At 65.1% G+C, this 21535-nt stretch carries 19 protein-coding genes and 1 pseudogene; 17 read left to right on the top strand and 3 right to left on the bottom strand.

Annotated features, from left to right (window positions below):
- Nucleotides 1-52 precede the first annotated feature (52 nt).
- Both ACVW1B_RS14720 and ACVW1B_RS14715 read right to left on the bottom strand, forming a co-directional pair.
- Complete coding sequence (locus ACVW1B_RS14720; RefSeq protein ID WP_057016489.1) at nucleotides 53-325, bottom strand: DUF3551 domain-containing protein; 273 nt, start codon at nucleotides 323-325, stop codon at nucleotides 53-55.
- Nucleotides 326-440: 115 nt separating this feature from the next.
- Nucleotides 441-737, bottom strand: a complete 297-nt coding sequence (locus tag ACVW1B_RS14715) for a DUF3551 domain-containing protein (RefSeq protein ID WP_310879542.1) — start codon at nucleotides 735-737, stop codon at nucleotides 441-443.
- A 291-nt stretch (nucleotides 738-1028) separates the two neighbouring features.
- Here ACVW1B_RS14715 and ACVW1B_RS14710 point away from each other — a divergent pair, with 291 nt between their 5' ends.
- The 14 genes from ACVW1B_RS14710 to fabZ all read left to right on the top strand — a co-directional run bounded on the left by ACVW1B_RS14710 (nucleotide 1029) and on the right by fabZ (nucleotide 18168).
- The gene (locus ACVW1B_RS14710) at nucleotides 1029-1763 is read left to right on the top strand and encodes an outer membrane protein (protein ID WP_028333998.1); all 735 of its coding nucleotides are present in this window, start codon (nucleotides 1029-1031) and stop codon (nucleotides 1761-1763) included.
- Between the two features lie 192 nt (nucleotides 1764-1955).
- Entirely contained in the window at nucleotides 1956-2159 is a 204-nt protein-coding gene (locus ACVW1B_RS14705; RefSeq protein WP_253590635.1) for a GDCCVxC domain-containing (seleno)protein, read from the top strand.
- A 477-nt stretch (nucleotides 2160-2636) separates the two neighbouring features.
- Nucleotides 2637-6161 carry a DNA polymerase III subunit alpha gene (dnaE, locus tag ACVW1B_RS14700; protein WP_253608472.1) on the top strand — a complete coding sequence of 1175 codons (3525 nt, stop codon included), beginning with the start codon at nucleotides 2637-2639 and terminating at the stop codon, nucleotides 6159-6161.
- 217 nt (nucleotides 6162-6378) lie between these two features.
- The gene (locus tag ACVW1B_RS14695) at nucleotides 6379-7371 is read left to right on the top strand and encodes a 30S ribosomal protein S2 (RefSeq protein WP_057016493.1); all 993 of its coding nucleotides are present in this window, start codon (nucleotides 6379-6381) and stop codon (nucleotides 7369-7371) included.
- 127 nt (nucleotides 7372-7498) lie between these two features.
- A complete protein-coding gene (gene tsf / locus ACVW1B_RS14690) occupies nucleotides 7499-8422 on the top strand; it encodes a translation elongation factor Ts (RefSeq protein ID WP_057016494.1) in 924 nt (307 codons plus the stop codon).
- A 71-nt stretch (nucleotides 8423-8493) separates the two neighbouring features.
- Nucleotides 8494-9210, top strand: coding sequence for a UMP kinase (pyrH, locus tag ACVW1B_RS14685; RefSeq protein WP_028334006.1), 717 nt, complete (start codon nucleotides 8494-8496; stop codon nucleotides 9208-9210).
- Nucleotides 9211-9284: 74 nt separating this feature from the next.
- The gene (frr, locus tag ACVW1B_RS14680; RefSeq protein ID WP_456792297.1) at nucleotides 9285-9848 is read left to right on the top strand and encodes a ribosome recycling factor; all 564 of its coding nucleotides are present in this window, start codon (nucleotides 9285-9287) and stop codon (nucleotides 9846-9848) included.
- Between the two features lie 21 nt (nucleotides 9849-9869).
- Nucleotides 9870-10628: an isoprenyl transferase gene (locus ACVW1B_RS14675; protein ID WP_456821713.1), complete on the top strand. Its 759-nt coding sequence runs from the start codon at nucleotides 9870-9872 to the stop codon at nucleotides 10626-10628.
- On the top strand, nucleotides 10625-11473 hold the full coding sequence (locus tag ACVW1B_RS14670) for a phosphatidate cytidylyltransferase (RefSeq protein ID WP_456821712.1): 849 nt from the start codon (nucleotides 10625-10627) through the stop codon (nucleotides 11471-11473). Before ACVW1B_RS14675 ends, ACVW1B_RS14670 begins: the two co-directional genes overlap by 4 nt.
- A gap of 4 nt (nucleotides 11474-11477) precedes the next feature.
- Nucleotides 11478-12704, top strand: a complete 1227-nt coding sequence (gene dxr / locus ACVW1B_RS14665; RefSeq protein ID WP_253608475.1) for a 1-deoxy-D-xylulose-5-phosphate reductoisomerase — start codon at nucleotides 11478-11480, stop codon at nucleotides 12702-12704.
- A 44-nt stretch (nucleotides 12705-12748) separates the two neighbouring features.
- Complete coding sequence (rseP, locus tag ACVW1B_RS14660; protein ID WP_456821711.1) at nucleotides 12749-13900, top strand: RIP metalloprotease RseP; 1152 nt, start codon at nucleotides 12749-12751, stop codon at nucleotides 13898-13900.
- Nucleotides 13901-14075: 175 nt separating this feature from the next.
- On the top strand, nucleotides 14076-16616 hold the full coding sequence (bamA, locus tag ACVW1B_RS14655) for an outer membrane protein assembly factor BamA (RefSeq protein WP_253608477.1): 2541 nt from the start codon (nucleotides 14076-14078) through the stop codon (nucleotides 16614-16616).
- A 32-nt stretch (nucleotides 16617-16648) separates the two neighbouring features.
- Nucleotides 16649-17710 (top strand): UDP-3-O-(3-hydroxymyristoyl)glucosamine N-acyltransferase, encoded by a 1062-nt coding sequence (gene lpxD / locus ACVW1B_RS14650; protein ID WP_253608478.1) that lies wholly within the window; start codon nucleotides 16649-16651, stop codon nucleotides 17708-17710.
- Complete coding sequence (fabZ, locus tag ACVW1B_RS14645) at nucleotides 17710-18168, top strand: 3-hydroxyacyl-ACP dehydratase FabZ (RefSeq protein WP_076857667.1); 459 nt, start codon at nucleotides 17710-17712, stop codon at nucleotides 18166-18168. Before lpxD ends, fabZ begins: the two co-directional genes overlap by 1 nt.
- Before the next feature lie 12 nt (nucleotides 18169-18180).
- On the opposite strand, the gene ACVW1B_RS14640 is transcribed toward fabZ, so the two are convergent.
- Nucleotides 18181-18504 carry a KTSC domain-containing protein gene (locus ACVW1B_RS14640; protein WP_253608479.1) on the bottom strand — a complete coding sequence of 108 codons (324 nt, stop codon included), beginning with the start codon at nucleotides 18502-18504 and terminating at the stop codon, nucleotides 18181-18183.
- A gap of 147 nt (nucleotides 18505-18651) precedes the next feature.
- Between ACVW1B_RS14640 and lpxA the strand changes: the two genes are divergently transcribed.
- The 3 genes and pseudogenes from lpxA to lpxB all read left to right on the top strand — a co-directional run bounded on the left by lpxA (nucleotide 18652) and on the right by lpxB (nucleotide 21503).
- Nucleotides 18652-19446, top strand: a complete 795-nt coding sequence (gene lpxA, locus ACVW1B_RS14635; RefSeq protein WP_028334015.1) for an acyl-ACP--UDP-N-acetylglucosamine O-acyltransferase — start codon at nucleotides 18652-18654, stop codon at nucleotides 19444-19446.
- A 19-nt stretch (nucleotides 19447-19465) separates the two neighbouring features.
- A pseudogene (locus ACVW1B_RS14630) lies at nucleotides 19466-20325 on the top strand (LpxI family protein).
- The gene (gene lpxB, locus ACVW1B_RS14625) at nucleotides 20325-21503 is read left to right on the top strand and encodes a lipid-A-disaccharide synthase (RefSeq protein WP_456821710.1); all 1179 of its coding nucleotides are present in this window, start codon (nucleotides 20325-20327) and stop codon (nucleotides 21501-21503) included. The pseudogene ACVW1B_RS14630 and the gene lpxB overlap by 1 nt, the downstream one beginning before the upstream one ends.
- Nucleotides 21504-21535 lie beyond the last annotated feature (32 nt).

Here is a 21535-nt window from a genome sequence, read left to right as displayed (position 1 = left end):
ATCCGGAGCCTTTTTCCGTGTCGCTTCGATCGGAACGAAATGCTTCTGGCTCTCAATAAGCGGGGCGAGGCCGTCTGCCGGATGCTCTCGGCTGCCTGTCGATCGGCGGCCCGGCATAATAGGGGTTGTTGATGCAGATCGCCGCGAGGCCGGACGCCGAAGCCTGGCACTGCGCGATCGACGTGTAGCCGCAGTCGGTATCCTCACCGCCCCATCGGTAGTTGGTTTTGCAGACCGGCGAGGTCGAATCGTATTTCTGGGCGCTGGCCGGCGCGGCTGCCAAGGCCAGGAGTGTCGGCAAGAGTGCCAGAATCAGACTGCGCATCAGAAATCTCCTCGTCGGCGCCGGCAATGCTGATGCCGAGCGCGCGCGAATAGGCACCTGTGCGCAGCGCCGGATCAACTCACATTCCCGCGCCGGGGTTGCCGGACCGAGCGTATCAGTGGATGAACAGGTCGAAGAAATTGCCCTCACGGCGGTCCCGCGGGGACACGTGAAGATACGAGCGCGGGTCGTTGTCGCCGGCATAATAGGGGTTGGCGATGCAGTTCTGCCCGATGCCCGAAGCGGTGGCCAGGCACGCCTCATACGACGGATAGGAGCAGTTGCTCAGGCCGGGATAGCGGTCGCCTTGAATGCAGAACGGGTAACGCACGCCGACGGCGTGTGCGGGCGCAGTCCCCAGCGTCGCGAATGCGACCACGGACGCCGCAGCAGCAAGAATCATCGTCCGCATGTGCATTCCTTTTGCTGCGAAGATTCGACCTTGGCGACGATCCAAATCGGACAAGCCGGTTCCGGTCAACGATCTTGCGCGCAGCTGCGCACGCAGATCCGAATTGTGAAGATTGTGCGGCAACTATGTGGCAAAAGTTCCAGGAAGTGCCCGTAATACAGTATTAACTTCAAATTTGAGGGAAGTCGTTTGGCCCTGCCTGTTGCCGCGAAGTTACAGCAATTCCGCCGGGGGCTGCTATGACGGTGTCTCGCGGCCTTGGGGGCCTGTAGAAAAAGTTGGAACGGGAAAATGAAAAAGATTTTGCTTGTCACCGCCAGCATGCTCGCGCTCAGCGCGACTGCTGCTTCCGCGGCTGACCTCGCGGCTCGCCCTTACACCAAGGCTCCGCCGCCCATGGTTGCCGCTGTTTATGATTGGACTGGCTTCTACATTGGTATCAACGGTGGTTGGGGCCAGAGCCACGACAACCGTTCGGTCGACGGCTTCGGCGGCGTCGGAAGCTTCGACGCCAACGGCGGCACCGTCGGTGGCCAGATCGGCTACCGCTGGCAGGCCGGCGGCTGGGTGTTCGGTCTGGAAGCTCAGGGTAACTGGGCTGACTTCTCCGGCAGCACCGGCAACCTGGTCGTCCCGGGCGGCATCGTTCGCTCGAAGACCGATGCGTTCGGCCTGTTCACCGGTCAGATCGGCTACGCCTGGAATAACGTCCTGCTGTACGCCAAGGGCGGTGCTGCGGTCACCGATCGCAACTTCCAGTTCCTCAACGCGGCCGGCAATCTGGCGTCCGAGACCGGCTTCGACACCCGTTGGAGCCCGACGGTCGGTGTTGGCCTCGAATTCGCCTTCTCGCAGGGCTGGTCGCTCGGCGTCGAGTACAACCACATCTTCGAAGACACCCATGGCGCGACCTTCGTGACCCCGGCTGGTGTTGCCGTGACCGGCTTCCACACCGGTGGCGACACCGACATGGTCCTCGGCCGTCTGAACTACAAGTTCGGTGGCCCGGTCATCGCGAAGTACTGATCGCTCGCTTAATTCAAGCGGCATCGAAAACCCCGGGCTTTGGCCCGGGGTTTTTTGTTGGCCTGGCGGCGCCGCCGATCGGCCAGGAGCAGGGGACGGGCTTTGCCGTCCGCTCCGGGATTCGGGTCGGGTTTGATTGGGCGGGGCTTTCCAACCGAACAGTCAACGCCGCATATTCGCGGCATGACGGACCTGCAGCTGACTTCCCAACTGACGTGCCCATCCTGCGGCCATGTCTCCATCGAGACGATGCCGACCGACGCCTGCCAGTTCTTCTATGATTGCAAGGGCTGCGGCACTCGCCTGAAACCGAAAGCAGGAGATTGCTGCGTGTTTTGCTCATACGGAACGGTCCCTTGCCCTCCCAGGCAGGCTGGGAATTGCTGCGGTAACTAGCTCCCCGGAGGCTCAAGACGAGTTCGCCATCCGGATCACTGTCGGCGGCGAGACGTCGGCCGCTCAGGAATTAACCACAGGGGTCACTTCTCGAACTGAGTCGCCGGCATTGCTTGACTCCTAGAACAAAAAAGGAACAATGTTCTGCATACGTTCCGGTTCAGGGAGAGCGGCCATGTTGAAGATTTTCGTGCAAGAAGCTGCAGCGCTGGCATCGATCACGCTGTTCGTCGGGATGATCGCGGTGTGGGCCCAGCTGATCACCCAATTCTGAAAATTCGCCCGCGGGGACAGGGGCATCGCCGGCGGCATGGTCTGCCCCTGGGGAAAAGCAGGAGGACTTGCCGCCACGCCGCGTTCGGCGTGGACTTGGCAGGGGTCAGGCCCCACCATGGGATTGCGAGTCGGGTCTGACACTTTCGAGTTCCGGCCCTGGCGCTCGCTCCATCCCTGACTCAAGAGATTCCGTAAGCAGCCATGCCGAATGCCGGATTCGTTCACCTTCACGTTCATTCCGCCTATTCGCTGCTGAAGGGCTCGATCAAGATCGCCAAGCTGGGCGAGCTCGCGAAGGCCGACCGCCAGCCGGCGCTGGCGCTGACCGATACCGACAACATGTTCGGCGCGCTGGAATTCTCCGACAAGATGGCCGGCTACGGCATCCAGCCGATCGTCGGCTGCGAGCTGGCGGTGGATTTCGGCGACGTCGATCCGAATACGCGCAGCATCCTTGCGACGACGGGCCCGGCGCGAATCGTGCTGCTGGCGGCGCGCGAGCGCGGCTACCGCAGCCTGATGCGGCTGAACTCGCGGGCGTTCCTGGAGACGCCGGTCAACCAGACCCCGCACATCAAGTTCGATTGGCTCACCGACGACGCCGAAGACCTGATTGCGCTGACCGGCGGCCCGGACGGGCCGATCGCGCTGGCGCTCCGGGCCGAGCAGGCGGCGCTGGCGATCACCCGCTGCGAACGCCTGGCCGGCCTATTCGGCGATCGCCTCTACATCGAATTGCAGCGCCACGGCGCCGACAAGGAACGCCGCACCGAAGGCGGCCTGATCGATCTCGCCTACAGCAAGGGCCTGCCGCTGGTGGCGACCAACGAGCCGTATTTTGCCAGCAATGACGACTACGAATCGCATGACGCGCTGCTCTGCATCGCCGGCGGCCATCTGATTGCCGAGACCAACCGCGAGCAACTGACCCCGGATCACCGCTTCAAGACCCGCGCGGAAATGGCGGTGCTGTTCGCCGACATCCCGGAGGCGCTGGCCTCGACGGTGGAGATCGCCGAGCGCTGCTCGTTCCGGCCGAAGACCCGCAAGCCGATCCTGCCGTTCTTCACGGTGGGTGCCGCCGCCAGCGCCGATGCCGCCGCCGACGAGGCCGCCGAGCTGAAGCGCCAGGCCGAGGAGGGGCTCGCGAATCGCCTGCGGGTGCACGGTCTCTCGCCGGGAATGACCGAAGAGGACTACAGCAAGCGGCTTGCCTTCGAGCTCGACGTCATCACCCGCATGAAATACGCGGGCTACTTCCTGATCGTCTCCGACTTCATCAAATGGGCGAAGGCGCAGGGCATTCCGGTCGGACCGGGCCGCGGCTCCGGCGCCGGCTCGCTGGTCGCCTGGGTGCTCACCATCACCGACCTCGATCCGATGCGGTTTGCGCTGCTGTTCGAGCGCTTCCTCAATCCCGAACGCGTCTCGATGCCGGACTTCGACATCGACTTCTGCCAGGACCGCCGCGGCGAGGTGATCCAGTACGTGCAGGAGCGCTACGGCCGCGACCAGGTGGCGCAGATCATCACCTTCGGTACGCTGCAGGCGCGCGGCGTGCTGCGCGACGTCGGGCGCGTGCTGCAGATGCCCTATGGGCAGGTCGACAAGCTGACCAAGCTGGTGCCGCAGAATCCCGCTGCACCCGTGACGCTGGCGCAGGCGATCGAGGGCGAGCCCAAGCTGCAGGCGTTCCGCGACGAGGATCCGGTGGTGGCGCGTGCGTTCGATATCGCGCAGCGCCTCGAAGGCCTGACGCGCCACGCTTCGACCCACGCCGCCGGTATCGTGATCGGCGACCGGCCGCTGAGCGAGCTGGTGCCGCTCTACCGCGATCCGAAATCCGACATGCCAGTCACCCAGTTCAACATGAAATGGGTCGAGCCGGCGGGCCTCGTGAAATTCGATTTCCTCGGCCTGAAGACGCTGACCGTGCTGGACGTCGCGGTGAAGCTGCTCAAGCAGCGCAACGTCCATGTCGATCTCGCGACGCTGCCGATCGACGATGCGCCGAGCTATCAGATGCTGGCGCGGGGCGACGTCGTCGGCGTGTTCCAGGTGGAAAGCCAGGGCATGCGCCGCGCGCTGATCGACATGCGCCCGGACCGCTTCGAGGACATCATCGCGCTGGTGGCGCTGTATCGCCCGGGCCCGATGGCGAACATCCCGACCTATTGCGCGCGCAAGCACGGCGACGAGGAATCGGAATATCTGCATCCGATCCTGGAGCCGATCCTGAAGGAGACCTTCGGCGTCATCATCTATCAGGAACAGGTGATGCAGATCGCGCAGCAGATGGCGGGCTACTCGCTCGGCCAGGCCGACCTGCTGCGCCGCGCGATGGGCAAGAAGATCCGCGCCGAGATGGACAAGCAGCGCGACATCTTCGTCGACGGTGCGATGAAGAACGGCGTGGCGAAGGGCCAGGCCGAGACGATCTTCGAGCTGCTCGCCAAGTTCGCCGACTACGGCTTCAACAAGAGCCACGCGGCGGCCTATGCGCTGGTGTCGTACCACACCGCCTATATGAAGGCGCACTACCCGGTCGAGTTCCTCGCGGCGTCGATGACGCTCGAACTCAACAACACCGACAAGCTGTCCGAATTCCGTTCCGAGGCGCAGCGGCTCGGCATCAAGGTCGAGGCGCCCAACATCAATCGCTCCGGCGCGACCTTTGAGGTCAGCGACAACACGATCTACTACGCGCTCGCGGCGCTGAAGGGCGTCGGCATCCAGGCGGTCGAGCAGATCATCGAGGAGCGCAACAAGAAGGGCGCCTTCACCTCGCTCGCCGATTTCGCCGCGCGGGTGAGCCCGCGCGCCGTCAACAAGCGGATCATCGAGAGCCTTGCGGCGGCCGGCGCCTTCGACACGCTGGAGCCGAACCGCGCGCGCGTCTTCGCCGGCGCCGATGCGATCCTCGCCGCCTGCCAGCGCAGCCATGAGGCGGCGACCTCGGGTCAGAACGACATGTTCGGCGGCGCGGCGGATGCGCCGAGCATTATGCTGCCGCAGATCGAGCCGTGGCTGCCCGCGGACCGGCTGCGGCGCGAATACGACGCCATCGGCTTCTTCCTGTCGGGCCATCCGCTCGACGACTACGCGACCGCGCTGAAGCGGCTGCGCGTGCAGTCCTGGGCGGAATTCTCGCGCGCGGTGAAGACCGGCGCCACGGCGGGCAAGGTCGCGGCAACCGTGGTGTCGCGCATGGAGCGGCGCACCAAGACCGGCAACAAGATGGGCATCATGGGCCTGTCGGACCCGACCGGCCATTTCGAAGCGGTGCTGTTCTCGGAGGGCCTTGCGCAATACCGCGACGTGCTCGAGCCGGGCGCGGCCGTGCTGTTGCAGCTCGGCGCCGAATTGCAGGGCGAGGACGTGCGGGCGAGGGTGCTGCACGCCGAGCCGCTGGATCACGCCGCGGCCAAGACGCAGAAGGGCCTGCGGATATTCGTGCGCGACACCAAGCCGCTGGAGTCGATCGCCCGCCGGCTCAACATGCCGGAAGCCGCGCCCGCCCCGGGCGGCGCCGCAAAGGCACCGGCCGTGAAGCCGGCCGCCGCGCCGCCACCGGCGGCGGGGGCCGATGGCGACGTCTCGCTGGTGATGATGCTGGACCTCGAGACCGAGGTGGAGATGAAGCTGCCCGGCCGCTACAAGGTCTCGCCGCAGATAGCCGGCGCGATCAAGGCGGTGGCGGGCGTGGTCGACGTGCAGACGCTGTAAAGGGGGCCTCCGGGCCGCCAAACAGGGCCGTTTCGGCACGATTTTGGGCCGTCCGGCCGGTGCAACCGGCCGTATTTCCTTGCTTCTGGCGCAAATCGCGCTATACAGCGCGCCATCTCACACGGAAACATGGCTCAAAAGGCCGTCCGGTGGCAGCCGGGCCATAAGGCGCGTCTGCTCACACGTTTCCGGAGGAACCAACCGGAGAATTATCACTATGTCGCTACCCGATTTTTCTATGCGTCAGTTGCTTGAAGCTGGCGTTCACTTTGGCCACCAGGCCCACCGCTGGAATCCGAAGATGCAGGATTACATCTTCGGCGCCCGCAACAACATTCACATCATCGACCTCGCACAGACCGTGCCGATGCTGCACCGTGCCCTGCAGGCGGTCAGCGATACCGTCGCCAAGGGCGGCCGCATCCTGTTCGTCGGCACCAAGCGCTCGGCCCAGGACGGCGTTGCCGACGCTGCCAAGCGTTCGGCGCAGTACTTCGTCAACTCGCGCTGGCTCGGCGGCACGCTGACCAACTGGAAGACGATCTCGGCCTCGATCAAGCGTCTGCGCCATCTCGACGACGTACTGTCGTCGGGCGAAGCCAACTCCTACACCAAGAAGGAGCGACTGACGCTGCAGCGCGAGCGCGACAAGCTCGACCGTTCGCTCGGCGGCATCAAGGACATGGGCGGTCTTCCCGACATGATCTTCGTGATCGACACCAACAAGGAAGACATCGCGATCCAGGAAGCCCAGCGGCTCAACATCCCGGTCGCGGCGATCGTCGACACCAATTCGGACCCGAAGGGCATCACCTATGTGGTGCCGGGCAATGACGACGCCGGCCGCGCGATCTCGCTGTATTGCGATCTCGTGGCGCGCGCCGCCATCGACGGCATCTCGCGCGCTCAGGGCGATTCCGGAATCGACATCGGCGCGTCGGCGACGCCCGTGCAGGAAGACCTTCCGGCGGCTGCGCCGTCCGGCTTCCAGGGCCTCGCCGGCCCGCGCGGCACCGCCGACAACCTCAAGAAGCTCACCGGCGTGTCCGGTGCGATCGAGAAGAAGCTCAACGACCTCGGCATCTTCCACTACTGGCAGCTCGCCGAGCTCGACCACGACACCGCGCACAAGATCGGCGAAGAAGTCGGTCTGCCGAGCCGTGCCGACGCCTGGGTCGCCCAGGCCAAGACGCTCGCCGAAGCGGAATAAAGGCTACGCGGCGTGGCCGGGTCTCGCCCGGCCGCCGCTTCTATTCCACGAACAACGATCTCCCTGTCGCAGATAGCGGCGCCATCGGGCGCCGCGGTTTCTGTACAGGCAAGAAGGACATTGAACGATGGCAACGATCACAGCAGCGATGGTCAAGGAGCTCCGCGAGTCGACTGGCGCGGGCATGATGGATTGCAAGGCGGCGCTGACCGAGAACAACGGCGACATGCAGGAAGCGCAGGATTGGCTGCGCAAGAAGGGCCTCTCCAAGGCCGCCAAGAAGGCCGGCCGCGTCGCGGCCGAGGGCCTGATCGGCGCGCTGACCTCCGGCACCAAGGGCGTGCTGGTCGAGGTCAACTCGGAGACCGACTTCGTTGCGCGCAATGAGCAGTTCCAGGGCCTGGTCAAGATGATCGCCCAGGTCGCGCTGCACAACGGCGCTGACGTCGAGAAGATCAAGGCGGCCAAGGTCGGCGACGTCACCGTCGAGACCGCGATCTCCGACGCGATCGCGACCATCGGCGAGAACATGACGCTGCGCCGCGCCGCCTCGCTCGAGGTGAGCAAGGGCGTGGTGTCGAGCTATGTCCACAACGCGGTCGTCGAGGGCGCCGGCAAGATCGGCGTGATCGTGGCGCTGGAGTCCGCCGGCAAGACCGACGAGCTCGCGGTGCTCGGCCGCCAGCTCGCCATGCACGTCGCGGCGGCGAAGCCGCTGGCGCTCGACCCGGCCGGGCTCGATCCGGAGACCGTCAAGCGCGAGAAGGACGTGCTGGCCGACAAGTACCGCCAGCAGGGCAAGCCGGAGAACGTCATCGAGAAGATCGTCGATTCCGGCCTGAAGACCTACTACAAGGAGGTCTGCCTGCTCGATCAGGCCTTCATCCACGATAGCGGCAAGTCGGTTGCCCAGGCGGTGAAGGAAGCTGAGGGTAAGGTCGGCGGGCCGATCAAAATCGCTGGCTTTGTGAACTATGCTCTCGGTGAGGGAATCGAGAAGCAGGAAAGTGACTTCGCCGCCGAAGTCGCGGCCGCCAGCGGCAAGAAGTAACCGCTGACACCAGGGCGTCCGGCGCTCTGCGCCGGAGGCCTGCCTGCGCGGGATAAGAAAGCGATCGCATCATGGCTGAGCCGATCTATCGTCGCGTGGTGATCAAGCTGTCCGGCGAATATCTGGCCGGCTCTCACGGGTTCGGTATCGATCAACCGACGGTCGATCGCATCGCCGACGACCTGATCGCGGCCCGCAAGCTCGGTATCGAGGTCGCCGTCGTGATCGGCGGCGGCAACATCGTCCGTGGCGTCGAGGTGTCCTCGCGCGGCGTCTCCCGGCCGACCGGCGACACCATGGGCATGCTTGCCACCATGATGAACTGCCTCGCGCTGGAGGCGGCGATCGAGCGCAAGGGAACCCCGGCGCGGACCTTGTCGGCATTCGTGATGCCGGAGATTTCCGAGCTGTTCACCCGTAGTGCAACGCACAAATATCTCGCCGAGGGACGCATCGTCCTGCTCGGCGGTGGAACCGGCAACCCGTTCTTCACGACCGACACCACCGCCGTGCTCCGCGCGGCCGAAATCGGTGCGCAGGCGGTGCTGAAGGCCACCAATGTCGACGGCGTCTACAGCGCCGATCCGAAGAAGGACCCCAAAGCCAAGCGCTTCGACCGCCTGACCCATTCGCAGGCGATCGAGGGCGGCTACAAGGTCATGGACGCGACCGCTTTCGCACTTGCCCGCGAGACGTCGCTGCCTATCATCGTGTTCTCTATCGCGGAGCCCGGTTCGATCGGTGCGATTCTGCGCGGTACCGGACACGGCACCGTCGTCGCCGGCTGATTGCCGCGCCTCCGGGTCCAGATTTTGGATCCGAGGGCGTCGACAGCCGGTTTCTAGTGAAAGGGAGAAACGTCATGGCCGCAGCTGGTTTTGACATCAACGACGTGAAGCGCCGCATGCAGGGCGCCACGCAATCGCTCAAGCACGAGCTCGGCGGCCTGCGCACCGGCCGTGCCGCGGCCTCTATGTTGGAGCCGGTCCAGGTCGAGGCTTACGGCTCGCATATGCCGCTCAACCAGGTTGCCACCATCAGCGTGCCCGAGCCGCGCCTGCTCTCGGTGCAGGTCTGGGACAAGACGATGGTCAAGGCCGTGGAGAAGGCAATCGTCGACTCCAACCTCGGCCTGTCGCCGGCGACCGAAGGACAGGTGCTGCGCTTGCGGATTCCCGAACTCAACGAGGAGCGCCGCAAGGAGCTCGTCAAGGTCGCGCACAAATATGCGGAAGCGGCCAAGGTCGCGGTACGCCACGTGCGCCGCGACGGCCTCGACGTGATCAAGAAGCTCGAGAAGAATCACGAGATCTCCGAGGACGATCACGAGCGCCTGTCGAACGAGGTGCAGAAGGCGACCGACGGCGTGATCGCCGAAGTCGATCAGCTGCTTGCCGCCAAGGAAAAGGAAATCCTGACGGTCTGAAGGCGCTACGGGAACGAGCCGATGTCGAACGCCGCCGCCCCAGCAACTGACGGACCGGATCGCTCCGGCAGTCCGTTGCATGTGGCCATCATCATGGACGGCAACGGGCGCTGGGCCGCTTCGCGCGGCCTGCCGCGCGTCGAGGGCCATCGCCGCGGCGTCGAAGCGCTGCGCCGCGTGGTGCGTGCGGCCCATGAACTCGGCATCGTCTATCTCACCATTTTTTCTTTCAGCTCGGAAAACTGGTCGCGGCCCGCGAGCGAGATCGGCGATCTGTTCGGCCTGTTGCGCCGCTTCATCCGCAACGATCTGGCGACGCTGCATCGTGACGGGGTGCGGGTGCGCGTGATCGGCGAGCGTGACGGGCTTGACGCCGACATCTGCGCGCTGCTCAACGAGGCGGAGGAGCTGACGAAGAACAACGTCAAGCTCAACCTTGTGGTCGCCTTCAACTATGGTTCGCGGGCGGAGATCGCCGCCGCGGCGCGGCGCCTTGCGCGCGAGGTCGCCGAAGGCAAGCGCGACGCCAACTCCATCGATGCCGACACGCTCGGGCAATATCTCGATGCGCCCGACATTCCGGATCCGGATCTGATTATCCGCACCAGCGGCGAGCAGCGTCTGTCCAACTTCCTGATGTGGCAGGCCGCCTATAGCGAACTCGTGTTCGTGCCGATTCACTGGCCGGATTTCGACAAGGCGGCGCTCGAAGGCGCGATTGCGGAATACGGCAAGCGCGAGCGCCGGTTCGGCGGGCTCGCTGCGAAAACCGGATCGTGACCGAGGACGAAGCCGCGCCGGCGGCCGCAAGCGAGCAGGGTTCGCGCAATCTCGTGATGCGCGTGGCCGCTGCGCTGGTGCTGGCGCCGGTTGCGATTGCACTGGCCTATATGGGTGGCGTCGCCTGGTCGCTCCTCGTGACATTGGCGGCGGCCGGATTGTTCGCGGAATGGCTTGGTGTCACCGGACTCGGACGCGAACTCCCTGTCGTGGTGCCCGGCGTGGTCGCGTTGCTGCTCGCCGGACTGTGCCTGATGGCCGGCCGTATCGATGCGGCCCTGATCGTACTCGCCGCCGGTGCGGTTGTTGTGGCGCTGACGTCCGGCGCGCGGCGCAACTGGGCCATTGCGGGATTGCTCTATGCGGCAGGGGCCGAGATCGCATCGGTCCTGCTGCGCCTCGACACGGCGAAGGGCTTTGCCGCGCTGATGTTCGTGTTGCTGATCGTGTGGGTCACCGATATCGGCGGCTATTTCGCGGGCCGCAGCATCGGCGGGCCGAAGCTCTGGGTGCGGGTCAGCCCGAAGAAGACATGGGCGGGCGCGGTTGGCGGCTTCGTGGCGAGCCTGCTGGTCGCTGCCGGCTTTGCCGCCCTTGAGATCGGCTCGACCGGTCCGCTCTTGATGCTCGGCGCCGTGTTGTCGGTGGTCTCGCAACTTGGCGATCTCTTCGAATCCGCGGTGAAGCGGCGGTTCGGCGTGAAGGATTCGAGTCACATCATTCCCGGTCACGGCGGCCTCCTGGACCGCCTGGACGGATTTGTCGCGGCCGTCATTGTGGCGGCGATTTTCGGCTTTCTCCGTGGTGGCGCCGATGGCGTCGGGCGCGGTCTTATGGTTTGGTGATGAGATGAGCGCAGTTCCGTTGCGTAACAACAAGGCCGCGGCGGCATCCGCCGCGCGCACCGTAACCGTCCTCGGTGCCACCGGCTCGATCGGCGACAGCACTATGGACCTGCTGCGTGGCGCGCGCGACCGCTACCGGGTCGAGGCGCTGACCGCGAACAGCAATGTCGAGGGCCTCGCCAAACTGGCCAAGGAATTCGGCGCGCGGTTCGCAGCCATTGCCGATCCGGCGAAGCTTTCGGAACTGAAGGACGCGCTGGCCGGAACCCGGACCGAATGCGGGGCCGGGGAGAGCGCGATTATCGAAGCGGCCGCGCGGCCGGCCGATTGGGTGATGGCGGCGGTCAGCGGCGCGGCCGGGCTGAAGCCCGCGCTTGCCGCGGTCGATCGTGGCGCCACCGTCGCGCTGGCCAACAAGGAATGTTTGGTCTGCGCCGGCGATATCTTCATGGAGCGGGCCAGGAAGGCCGGCGCCTGCATCCTGCCGGCGGACTCCGAGCACAATGCGCTATTCCAGGCGCTGGCTTCCGGCAACCGCGAGGAACTGACGCGGGTGATCATCACCGCGTCCGGCGGGCCGTTCCGCACCTGGGCGCCCGCCGACATCGAGCAGGCGACGCTGGAACAGGCTCTGAAGCATCCCAATTGGAGCATGGGGCAGAAGATCACGATCGATTCCGCCTCGATGATGAACAAGGGTCTCGAGGTGATCGAGGCGTCCTATCTGTTCGCTTTGACGCCCGACGAAATCGACGTGCTGGTGCACCCGCAGTCGATCATCCACGGCATGGTCGAGTTCTCCGATCGCTCAGTGGTCGCCCAACTCGGCACGCCCGATATGCGGATCCCGATCGCGCATTGCCTCGGCTGGCCCGACCGCGTCGTCGGCCCGTCCGCCAAGCTCGACCTCGCCAAGATCGGACAGCTCACCTTTGAGGCGCCGGATTTTGAACGCTTCCCGGGGCTGCGGCTGGCCTACGAGGCGTTGCGGATGGGGCACGGCGCGACGACGGTCTACAACGCTGCGAACGAGATCGCGGTCGCCGCGTTTATCGCCGGCAAGATCAAGTTCGGCGCGATCGCCCGGCTGGTCGAGGCGACGATGAACGATTGGATCAAGTCAGGGAATCAGCCACCACTGCACTCGGCGGATGATGCGATTTCCGTTGACCATATCGCGCGAAATAAAGCTGCCGCCCTATTGCCTCAAATTGCCTTAAAGGCAACCTAGAGGGTTGGGGACGGAGCCTTTGGCTCTTGTCGAGGGAAAATCGAATGCCCGAGTATTTTATTCATAGTATCAATGCGTTGAGTCATGGGCTTCTCGGTACCATCGTTCCCTTCCTCTTTGTCCTGACCATTGTCGTCTTCTTCCATGAGCTCGGCCACTTCCTGGTCGCGCGCTGGGCCGGCGTGAAGGTGTTGACGTTCTCGCTGGGCTTCGGGCCGGAGCTCGCCGGCTTCAACGACCGGCATGGCACGCGCTGGAAGATCTCGGCGATTCCGCTCGGCGGTTACGTCAAATTCTTCGGCGACGAGAGCGAGGCTTCGACGCCGTCCACCGAGGCGCTCGCCGCCATGACGGCGGAAGAGCGTGAAGGCAGCTTCCATCACAAATCGGTCGGAAAGCGCACCGCCATCGTTGCGGCCGGCCCGGTGGCGAACTTCATTCTCGGCGCCCTGATTTTCGCGGGCATGGCGCTCTACTACGGCAAGCCGAGCACGATTGCCCGGGTCGACGGCCTGGTGGCCGAAAGCGTCGCCGCGAACGCCGGCTTCAAGGTCGGCGATGTCGTCGTGGATATCGACGGCAGCGCGATCCAGAGCTTCGCCGACATGCAGCGGATTGTAGCTTCGAATGCTGGTTCAGAGCTTGGATTCAAGGTGAAGCGCGATGGTGCGATTGTCGCGCTCAAGGCGACGCCGGCGCTCCGGGAGGTCAAGGACCCCTTCGGCAATGCCCACCGAATCGGCGTGCTCGGAATTGAGCACAAGGCTCAGGTCGGCGAAGCGACCAGCGCCTCGGTCGGCGTGCTGGAGGCCCTCAAGATCGGCGTCGAGCAGGTTTGGTACATCATTTCCAGCACGTTCAAGTTCCTGGGCTCGCTGTTCGTTGGAACCGGCAATCCGGCCGAGGTGAGCGGCGTCATTGGAATCGCGAAGCTGTCGGGGCAGGCCGCGAGCGCCGGGTTCCAGTTCGTGATCAATCTTTGCGCCATCCTGTCGGTCTCGATCGGCCTGCTGAACCTGTTTCCGATCCCGCTTTTGGATGGCGGACACCTGCTTTTCTACAGCGCGGAGGCGCTGCGGGGACGCCCGCTGTCGGAGCGGACTCAGGAGGTGGGTTTCCGAATCGGGCTGGGTCTGGTCCTGATGTTGATGGTGTTTGCGACGTATAACGACATCCTCAGGATCGCCGGGTCCTGAAACAGGCTTTTTTGTGGCGTTGCCAATGGGCAACGTCTTGGAACGAAAATGGAAATGTTCGGCTCTAGTAAGTTTGCCCCCTTGGCAAATTTGGTTACAAGCTGAGCGGCAGGTTGGGAATCTGTCGGGTCGTTGGGGAACGATCTGGCATCGTTAAGATAAGGGCGCATTGCGCATGATGTTTGGAATGCGAGTGAGGGGGGGGCTGTTCGCCGCCTTGGTCATGTTCGCCGCGCCGGTGGTTGCCACCTTGGCGACCGTAGCTGTGTCTGTGCCTGCGTCGGCGCAGACCGTCGATTCGATCACGGTGGAGGGGAACCGCCGTGTCGAGCTTGAAACCATCCGCTCCTACTTCCATCCCGGACCGGGCGGTCGGTTGGCCCAGGCCCAGATCGACGACGGTCTGAAGGCGCTGATCGAGACCGGCCTGTTTCAGGACGTCCATATCGACCAGCGGGGCGGGCGCCTCGTCGTGGTCGTGGTCGAGAACCCGGTGATCGGCCGCGTTGCCTTCGAGGGCAACAAGAAGATCAAGGACGAGCAGCTCACCGCTGAAGTTCAGTCCAAGCCGCGCGGCACGTTCTCGCGCCCGATGGTCCAGTCGGACGCCCTGCGCATCGCCGAAATCTACCGTCGGTCCGGCCGCTATGACGTGCGGGTCAATCCGCAGATCATCGAGCAGCCGAACAACCGCGTCGACCTGATCTTCGAGGTCAATGAAGGCGTGAAGACCGGCGTCCGGTCGATCGAGTTCATCGGCAACAGCGCCTATTCGGCGTCCCGCCTGCGCGACGTCATCAAGACCCGCGAATCGAACATCCTGAGCTTCCTCGGCGGCAACGACGTCTACGATCCCGACCGGGTCGAGGCCGATCGCGACCTGCTGCGTCGCTTCTATCTCAAGAACGGCTATGCCGACGTCCAGGTCGTGGCCGCGCTGACCGAATACGATCCCGAGAAGAAGGGCTTCCTGGTTACCTTCAAGATCGAGGAAGGCCAGCAGTACCGCGTCGCGTCGGTCAACTATACGTCGTCGATCGCAACGCTCGACCCGAACGCGCTGCGCACCTACTCGCGCGTCAATGTCGGCTCGCTCTACAACGCCGAGGCGCTGGAGAAGTCGGTCGAGGAGATGCAGATCGAGGCATCGCGCCGCGGTTACGCCTTCGCGGTGGTCCGGCCGCGCGGCGATCGCAACTTCGACAATCACACGGTGTCGATCACCTTCGCGATCGACGAAGGTCCGCGCACCTATATCGAGCGCATCAACATCCGCGGCAACAGCCGTACCCGCGACTACGTGATCCGCCGCGAGTTCGATATCTCGGAAGGCGACGCCTACAACCGTGCGCTGGTCGACCGTGCCGAGCGCCGGCTGAAGAACCTCGACTTCTTCAAGACGGTGAAGATCACCACCGAGCCGGGCTCCTCCAGCGATCGCGTCATCCTGATCGTCGATCTCGAGGAGAAATCGACCGGCGACTTCTCGGTGTCGGGCGGCTACTCGACCACCGACGGCGCGCTGGCCGAAGTCAGCGTCTCCGAGCGCAACCTGCTCGGCCGCGGCCTGTACGCGAAGGCGTCGGTGACCTACGGCCAGTATGCCCGCGGCTACTCGCTGTCGTTCGTCGAGCCCTATCTGCTCGACTACCGCGTCGCGCTCGGCCTCGACCTGTATCAGCGCCAGCAGCTGTCCAACAGCTACATCGCCTACGGCACCAAGACGCTGGGCTTCAGCCCGCGGCTCGGCTTCAGCCTGCGGGAAGATCTGTCGCTGCAGCTGCGCTACTCGATCTACCAGCAGGAAATCACCCTGCCGTCGACGCTGAACAACTGTAACAACGTGCCGACCCTGCCGGATGGAACGCCCAACCCCGCGTTCAATCCGAGCCCGGCCTATGCGAACCTGAACGGGATCAGCCTGGTGTCGACCAATGGTCTCGGCTGCTTCTTTGACGGCGAAGCCTCGCTGCCGGTCCGCAAGGAGCTGGCGGGCGGCAAGACCCTCACATCGGCGCTGGGTTACACGCTCAACTACAACACGCTCGACAACAACAAGAACCCGACCGACGGTCTGATCGTCGACTTCAAGCAGGACTTCGCCGGTGTTGGCGGTGACGTCAGCTACATCAAGACCGCGATCGACGCGAAGTACTACACCCCGCTGGTCTCCGACATCGTCGGCGTGATCCACGCGCAGGGCGGCATCCTGAACAAGCTCGGGACCTCGGATCTGCGCATGCTCGATCACTTCCAGATGGGCCCGAACCTGGTCCGCGGCTTTGCGCCGAACGGTATCGGTCCGCGTGACATCAACCCGTACGGCACCATGGACGCCATCGGCGGCACCAAGTACTGGGGCGTGTCGGCGGAACTGCAGATGCCGTTCTGGTTCCTGCCGAAGGAAGTCGGGCTCAAGGGCGCGGTCTATGCCGACGCCGGCGGCCTGTACGACTACCAGGGCCCGACCTCGTGGGCGGCGACCGGCGAAGTCAACGTGCCTGGCTGTATCAGGCCGACGAACAATCCGCCGTCTCCGGGTACGTGCCTTGGCCTGAGCTACGACGACAGCAAGGTTGTCCGTACCTCGGTCGGTGTCGGCCTGATCTGGCAGTCACCGTTCGGCCCGCTGCGCTTCGACTACGCGGTGCCGCTGACCAAGGGTGCGTTTGACCGCACGCAAGAATTCCGGTTTGGCGGCGGTACGACGTTCTAAGACCGATTGCCAACCGGACTGCGACGGATGGAATGGCGCAGCCGATCTTCTACAAGAGTCCTCCTTCGTCATCGCTGGCCGAAATAGCCGCGCTGACGAAGGCGCAACTGGTCGACCCCGAAAGGGGCGCGCTTCAGATCAGGGGGCTGGCCTCGCTCGACGAGGCCGGTCCGATGCATCTCGCCTTTTTCGACAATCTGAAATACGCCGACCAGCTTGCCGCGACCAAGGCCGGGGCGTGTCTGGTCAGCCCGCGCTTCGAGGCGCAGGTGCCGAAGGGCACTGCCGTGCTGCGGGCGGCGAAGCCGTTCCAGGCGTTCGTCGAGCTCGCCCGGCAATGGCACGCCGATGCCCTGCGGCCGCAATCCTGGTTCGACACCGAGGGCATCGCGCCGTCGGCGATCATCGATCCCACCGCGCGCCTCGAGGACGGCGTCATCGTCGATCCGCTGGTCGTGATCGGCCCGCGGGTGGAGATCGGCTCGGGCACCATCATCGGCGCCGGCGCGGTGATCGGGGCCGACGTCAAGATCGGCCGCGACTGCAATGTCGGCGCCAAGACCACCATTCAGTTCGCGCTGATCGGCAACAACGTCCTGATCCATCCCGGCTGCAATATCGGCCAGGACGGCTACGGCTTCATCTTCTTCGGGCCGGCCGGCCATGTGAAGGTGCCGCAGACCGGCCGCGTGGTGATCCAGAACAATGTCGAGGTCGGCGCCGCCTCGACCATCGACCGCGGTTCCCTGCGCGACACCGTGATCGGCGAGGGCACCAAAATCGACAATCAGGTCCAGATCGGCCACAATGTGACGATCGGCCGGCACTGCCTGCTGGCGGCCCAGATCGGGCTCGCCGGCAGCCTGACCATCGGCGACAATGTCGCGCTCGGCGCCAAGGTGGGCATCAACAACCACCTCAAGATCGGCGACGGCGCCCAGGTGACGGCAATGAGCGCGGTCAAGGACGACATCCCGGCCAACGGTCGGTGGGGCGGGCATTTCGCCAAGCCGACCAAGCAGTGGTTCAGGGAAATTATCGCAGTGGAGCGTCTGGTGCGCGACAACGAAGCCAAAGGTGAGGGGCAGGAGTGATGGAGGAGGCACCGGTCAAATTCGAGCTGGTGGATATCAACGATATCCTGAAGACGCTTCCGCATCGCTTTCCGATGTTGCTGATCGACCGGGTGATCAATATCCGCACCGACTACAGCGGCATCGGCATCAAGAACGTCACCTTCAACGAGCCGCCGTTCCAGGGCCACTTCCCGGACCGCCCGGTCTACCCCGGCGTGATGATGATCGAGGCGATGGCCCAGACCGCCGGCGTCATCGGCATCAAGTCGGTCGAGGGCACCGAGAAGCCGCGCGCGGTGTATTTCCTCACCATCGACAAGTGCAAGTTCAGGAAGCCGGTGATGCCCGGCGACACCATCGAGTATCACATGCGCTCGCTCGGCCGGCGCAAGACGATGTGGTGGTTTCACGGCGATGCCAAGGTCAACGGCCAGGTCGTCGCCGAGGCCGATGTCGGTGCGATGCTGACGGATTAGTCCGCGCCGGGCTCACGACGTTGTGCAGGTGTAGCGGCCGTCCGCGCCCGCGATCCGCAGGACGCGATTGAGGAAGATGCCCATCGACGGTGCGTTCATCAGCGCGTCGTAGGTTTCGGCAGGGACGCCGCAATAGTGCTGGTAGCTGCCTCTGACCGCGACCAGCAGCGCGCGTTGATCCGTGCTGTAGCAGACCCGCTGGACGATCGTGCTCCGGTTGATGTCGTGGCATTCGAAGCTCGAGAGATCGACCGCCGTGCTGTTGCCGAGATCGACCGTCTCCGGGCCGACTGGCGCAGAGAGCAGGCTGAGGATCAGCGCGGCGGCCCGGACCATGGATCGGTTGCGACCTTCTCTTGCAACAGGCCGTCATCATACGTCACTGGACAGGGCAGGCAAAGTCGCGCTAACGACCGCCCAAATCGACAGCCTGGCGCCTCGATAGCACCTTGGCGCCATTAACGAATTCCGGACCGAAACTTCATGAGCATGATCGACCCGACTGCGCGGATTGCCGATGGCGCTGTGATCGGGGCCGGCACCGAGATCGGTCCGTACTGCATCGTCGGCCCCAATGTCGTGCTCGGCGAGAACTGCAAGCTGATCGCGCATGTCACGATCAGCGGGCATACCAGGATCGGCGCCGGCTGCATCATCTCGCCGTTCGCAGCGCTCGGCGGGCCGCCGCAGGATCTCAGCTATCGCGGCGAGCCGACCCGCCTCGAAGTCGGCGAAGCCTGCACCATCCGCGAGGGCGTGACGATGAATGTCGGCACGGTCAAGGGCGGTGGGCTCACCCGCGTCGGCGATCGCGGCTTCTTCATGAACAACAGCCATGTCGGCCATGACTGCATGGTCGGCAATGGCGTGATCTTCGCGACGTCGGCGACGCTCGGCGGCCACTGCGAGATCGGCGACTTCGTCTATATCGGCGGGCTGTCGGCTGTGCACCAGTTCACCCGCGTCGGCTCGCAGGTGATGATCGGCGGCGTCTGCGGCGTGCGTGGCGACATCATCCCGTTCGGCCTCGCCAACGGTCAGTACGCGGTTCTCGAAGGACTCAACATCATCGGCATGCGGCGCCGCCAGTTCACCAAGGCGCGGCTGGCGACGGTGCGCGCGTTCTATCAAAAGCTGTTCCACGGTCCCGGCATCTTCGCCGAGCGGCTGGCCTCGGTGCAGCCGCTGGCGGGCGAGGATCCCGCGATTGCGGAAATCCTGGCCTTCATCGAGGGCGGCAAGCTGCGCCCGCTCTGCCTTCCCGCCGATACCAATTGAGCAGGGGATGGCCGCCAGCATGACGTCAGCGGCTCCCTCGCTTTCCTCGCCGGTCGGCGTCATCGCCGGCGGCGGCGCCATGCCGTTCGCGGTCGCCGAGTCCCTGGTTGCGCGCGGCATCACACCGGTGCTGTTCGCGCTGCGCGGCGCCTGCGATCCGGCGCGCGCGCAGCGGTTTCGTCACCGCTGGATCTCGGTCGGCCAGCTCGGGCGGGCGACCCGGCTGTTCCACGACGAAGGCTGCCGCGATCTGATCTTCATCGGCACCCTGGTGCGGCCCGCGCTGTCGGAGATCCGGCTCGACTGGGGCACGCTGCGCCTGCTCGGCCACGTCGTGCGCGCATTTCGCGGCGGCGACGATCATTTGCTGTCGAGCGTTGGCCGCATCCTCGAGCAGCAGGGCTTCCGCATGGTCGGGATCAAGGATGTCGCGCCCGATCTGTTGATGCCGGAGGGCGCCGTGACGCGCGCGGCGCCCGACAGCACGGCGCTCGCCGACATCGCGCGCGCGGACGCGGCGTGCTTGACGCGCTCGGCCCGTTCGACATCGGTCAGGCGGCCGTGGTGATCGACGGTCATGTGGTAGCGGTCGAGGATATCGAGGGTACCGACGGGCTGCTCGCGCGCGTCGCGCGGCTGCGCGCCGAGGGTCGCATTCGCGCCAAGGCCGGCCGCGGCGTGCTGGTGAAGGCTCCGAAGAGCCGGCAGGATCTGCGCTTCGATCTGCCGACAATCGGCCCGCGGACGGTCGAGGGCGCGGCAGCAGCCGGTATCGCCGGCATCGCCGTGATCGCCGGCAATACGCTGGCCGCCGAGCCGCAGGCCCTGGTCGAGGCCGCCGACGCCAGGGGGCTGTTTGTGATCGGACTGGCGGGCTGATGCAGCTGCGCAGCCACAGCACCGCTCGCAAGATCTTCCTCATCGCCACCGAGGAATCCGGCGACCGCCTCGGCGCGGCGCTGATGCAGGTGCTGCGCCAGCGGCTCGGCGATGCCGTGCAGTTTTCCGGCGTCGGCGGCCGGGCGATGACTGCTCAGGGAATCGTCCCGCTGTTTCCGATCGAAGAACTCTCGATCATGGGCTTTGCCGCCGTTGTGAAGCAATTGCCGAAAATCCTGCGATTGATCCGGCGCACCGCCGATGCCGTGCTCGCCGACGCGCCTGACATGCTCGTCATCATCGACAGCCCCGATTTCACCCACCGCGTCGCCCGTCGCGTCCGCGCCCGCAACCCGAACATTCCGATCGTCGATTACGTGTCGCCGTCGGTCTGGGCGTGGCGGCCGGGCAGGGCGCGCGCGATGCGGGGCTATGTCGATCACGTGCTCGCGCTGCTGCCGTTCGAGCCGGAGGAATATCGCAAGCTGCAGGGACCGCCGTGCAGCTATGTCGGCCACCCCCTGACCGAGCAGCTCGCCTCGCTGCGGCCGAACGAGGACGAGCAGAAGCGGCGCGATGCGCAGCCTCCGGTGCTGCTGGTGCTGCCCGGAAGCCGGCGCAGCGAGATCAGGCATCATCTGGCGCTGTTCGGCACGGCGCTCGGCCAGCTCAACAAGCAAACGCCGTTCGAGCTCGTGCTTCCCACCATGCCGCATCTCGAGGCGATAGTGCGCGAGGGAGTCGCGTCGTGGCCGGTGGTGCCGCGGCTCGCGATCGGCGAGACCGAGAAGCGCGCCGCGTTCCGTGTCGCCCGCGCTGCGCTCGCGAAGTCGGGCACGGTGACGCTGGAGCTCGCGCTGTCAGGGATTCCCATGGTGACGGCCTATCGCGTCGGCGCCGCCGAGGCGTTCATCCTGCGCCGGGCGATCCGGGTCTCCTCGGTGATCCTCGCCAATCTCGTGATCGGCAGCGATATCATTCCCGAGTTCCTGCAGGAGGACTGCACGCCGGACAAGCTCGCAGCGGCGCTGGGCGACGTGCTTGCGGATACGCCCGATCGTCTGCGGCAGCTCGTGGGATTCGCGACGATGGACGGGAAGATGTCGACCGGCGACCAGCCGCCGAGCGTCCGCGCCGCCGACATCGTGCTGGCGGAAATGGGCCGCCGTTCGACCTAGCCAATCGATCGTGTCCTCGTTCTGTAGCGACA

It is taken from the genome of Bradyrhizobium sp. USDA 4502 (genome assembly GCF_054063355.1).
The sequence above is the reverse complement of the archived record's forward strand: the minus strand, read 5'-3'. Positions and strand labels throughout refer to the sequence as shown.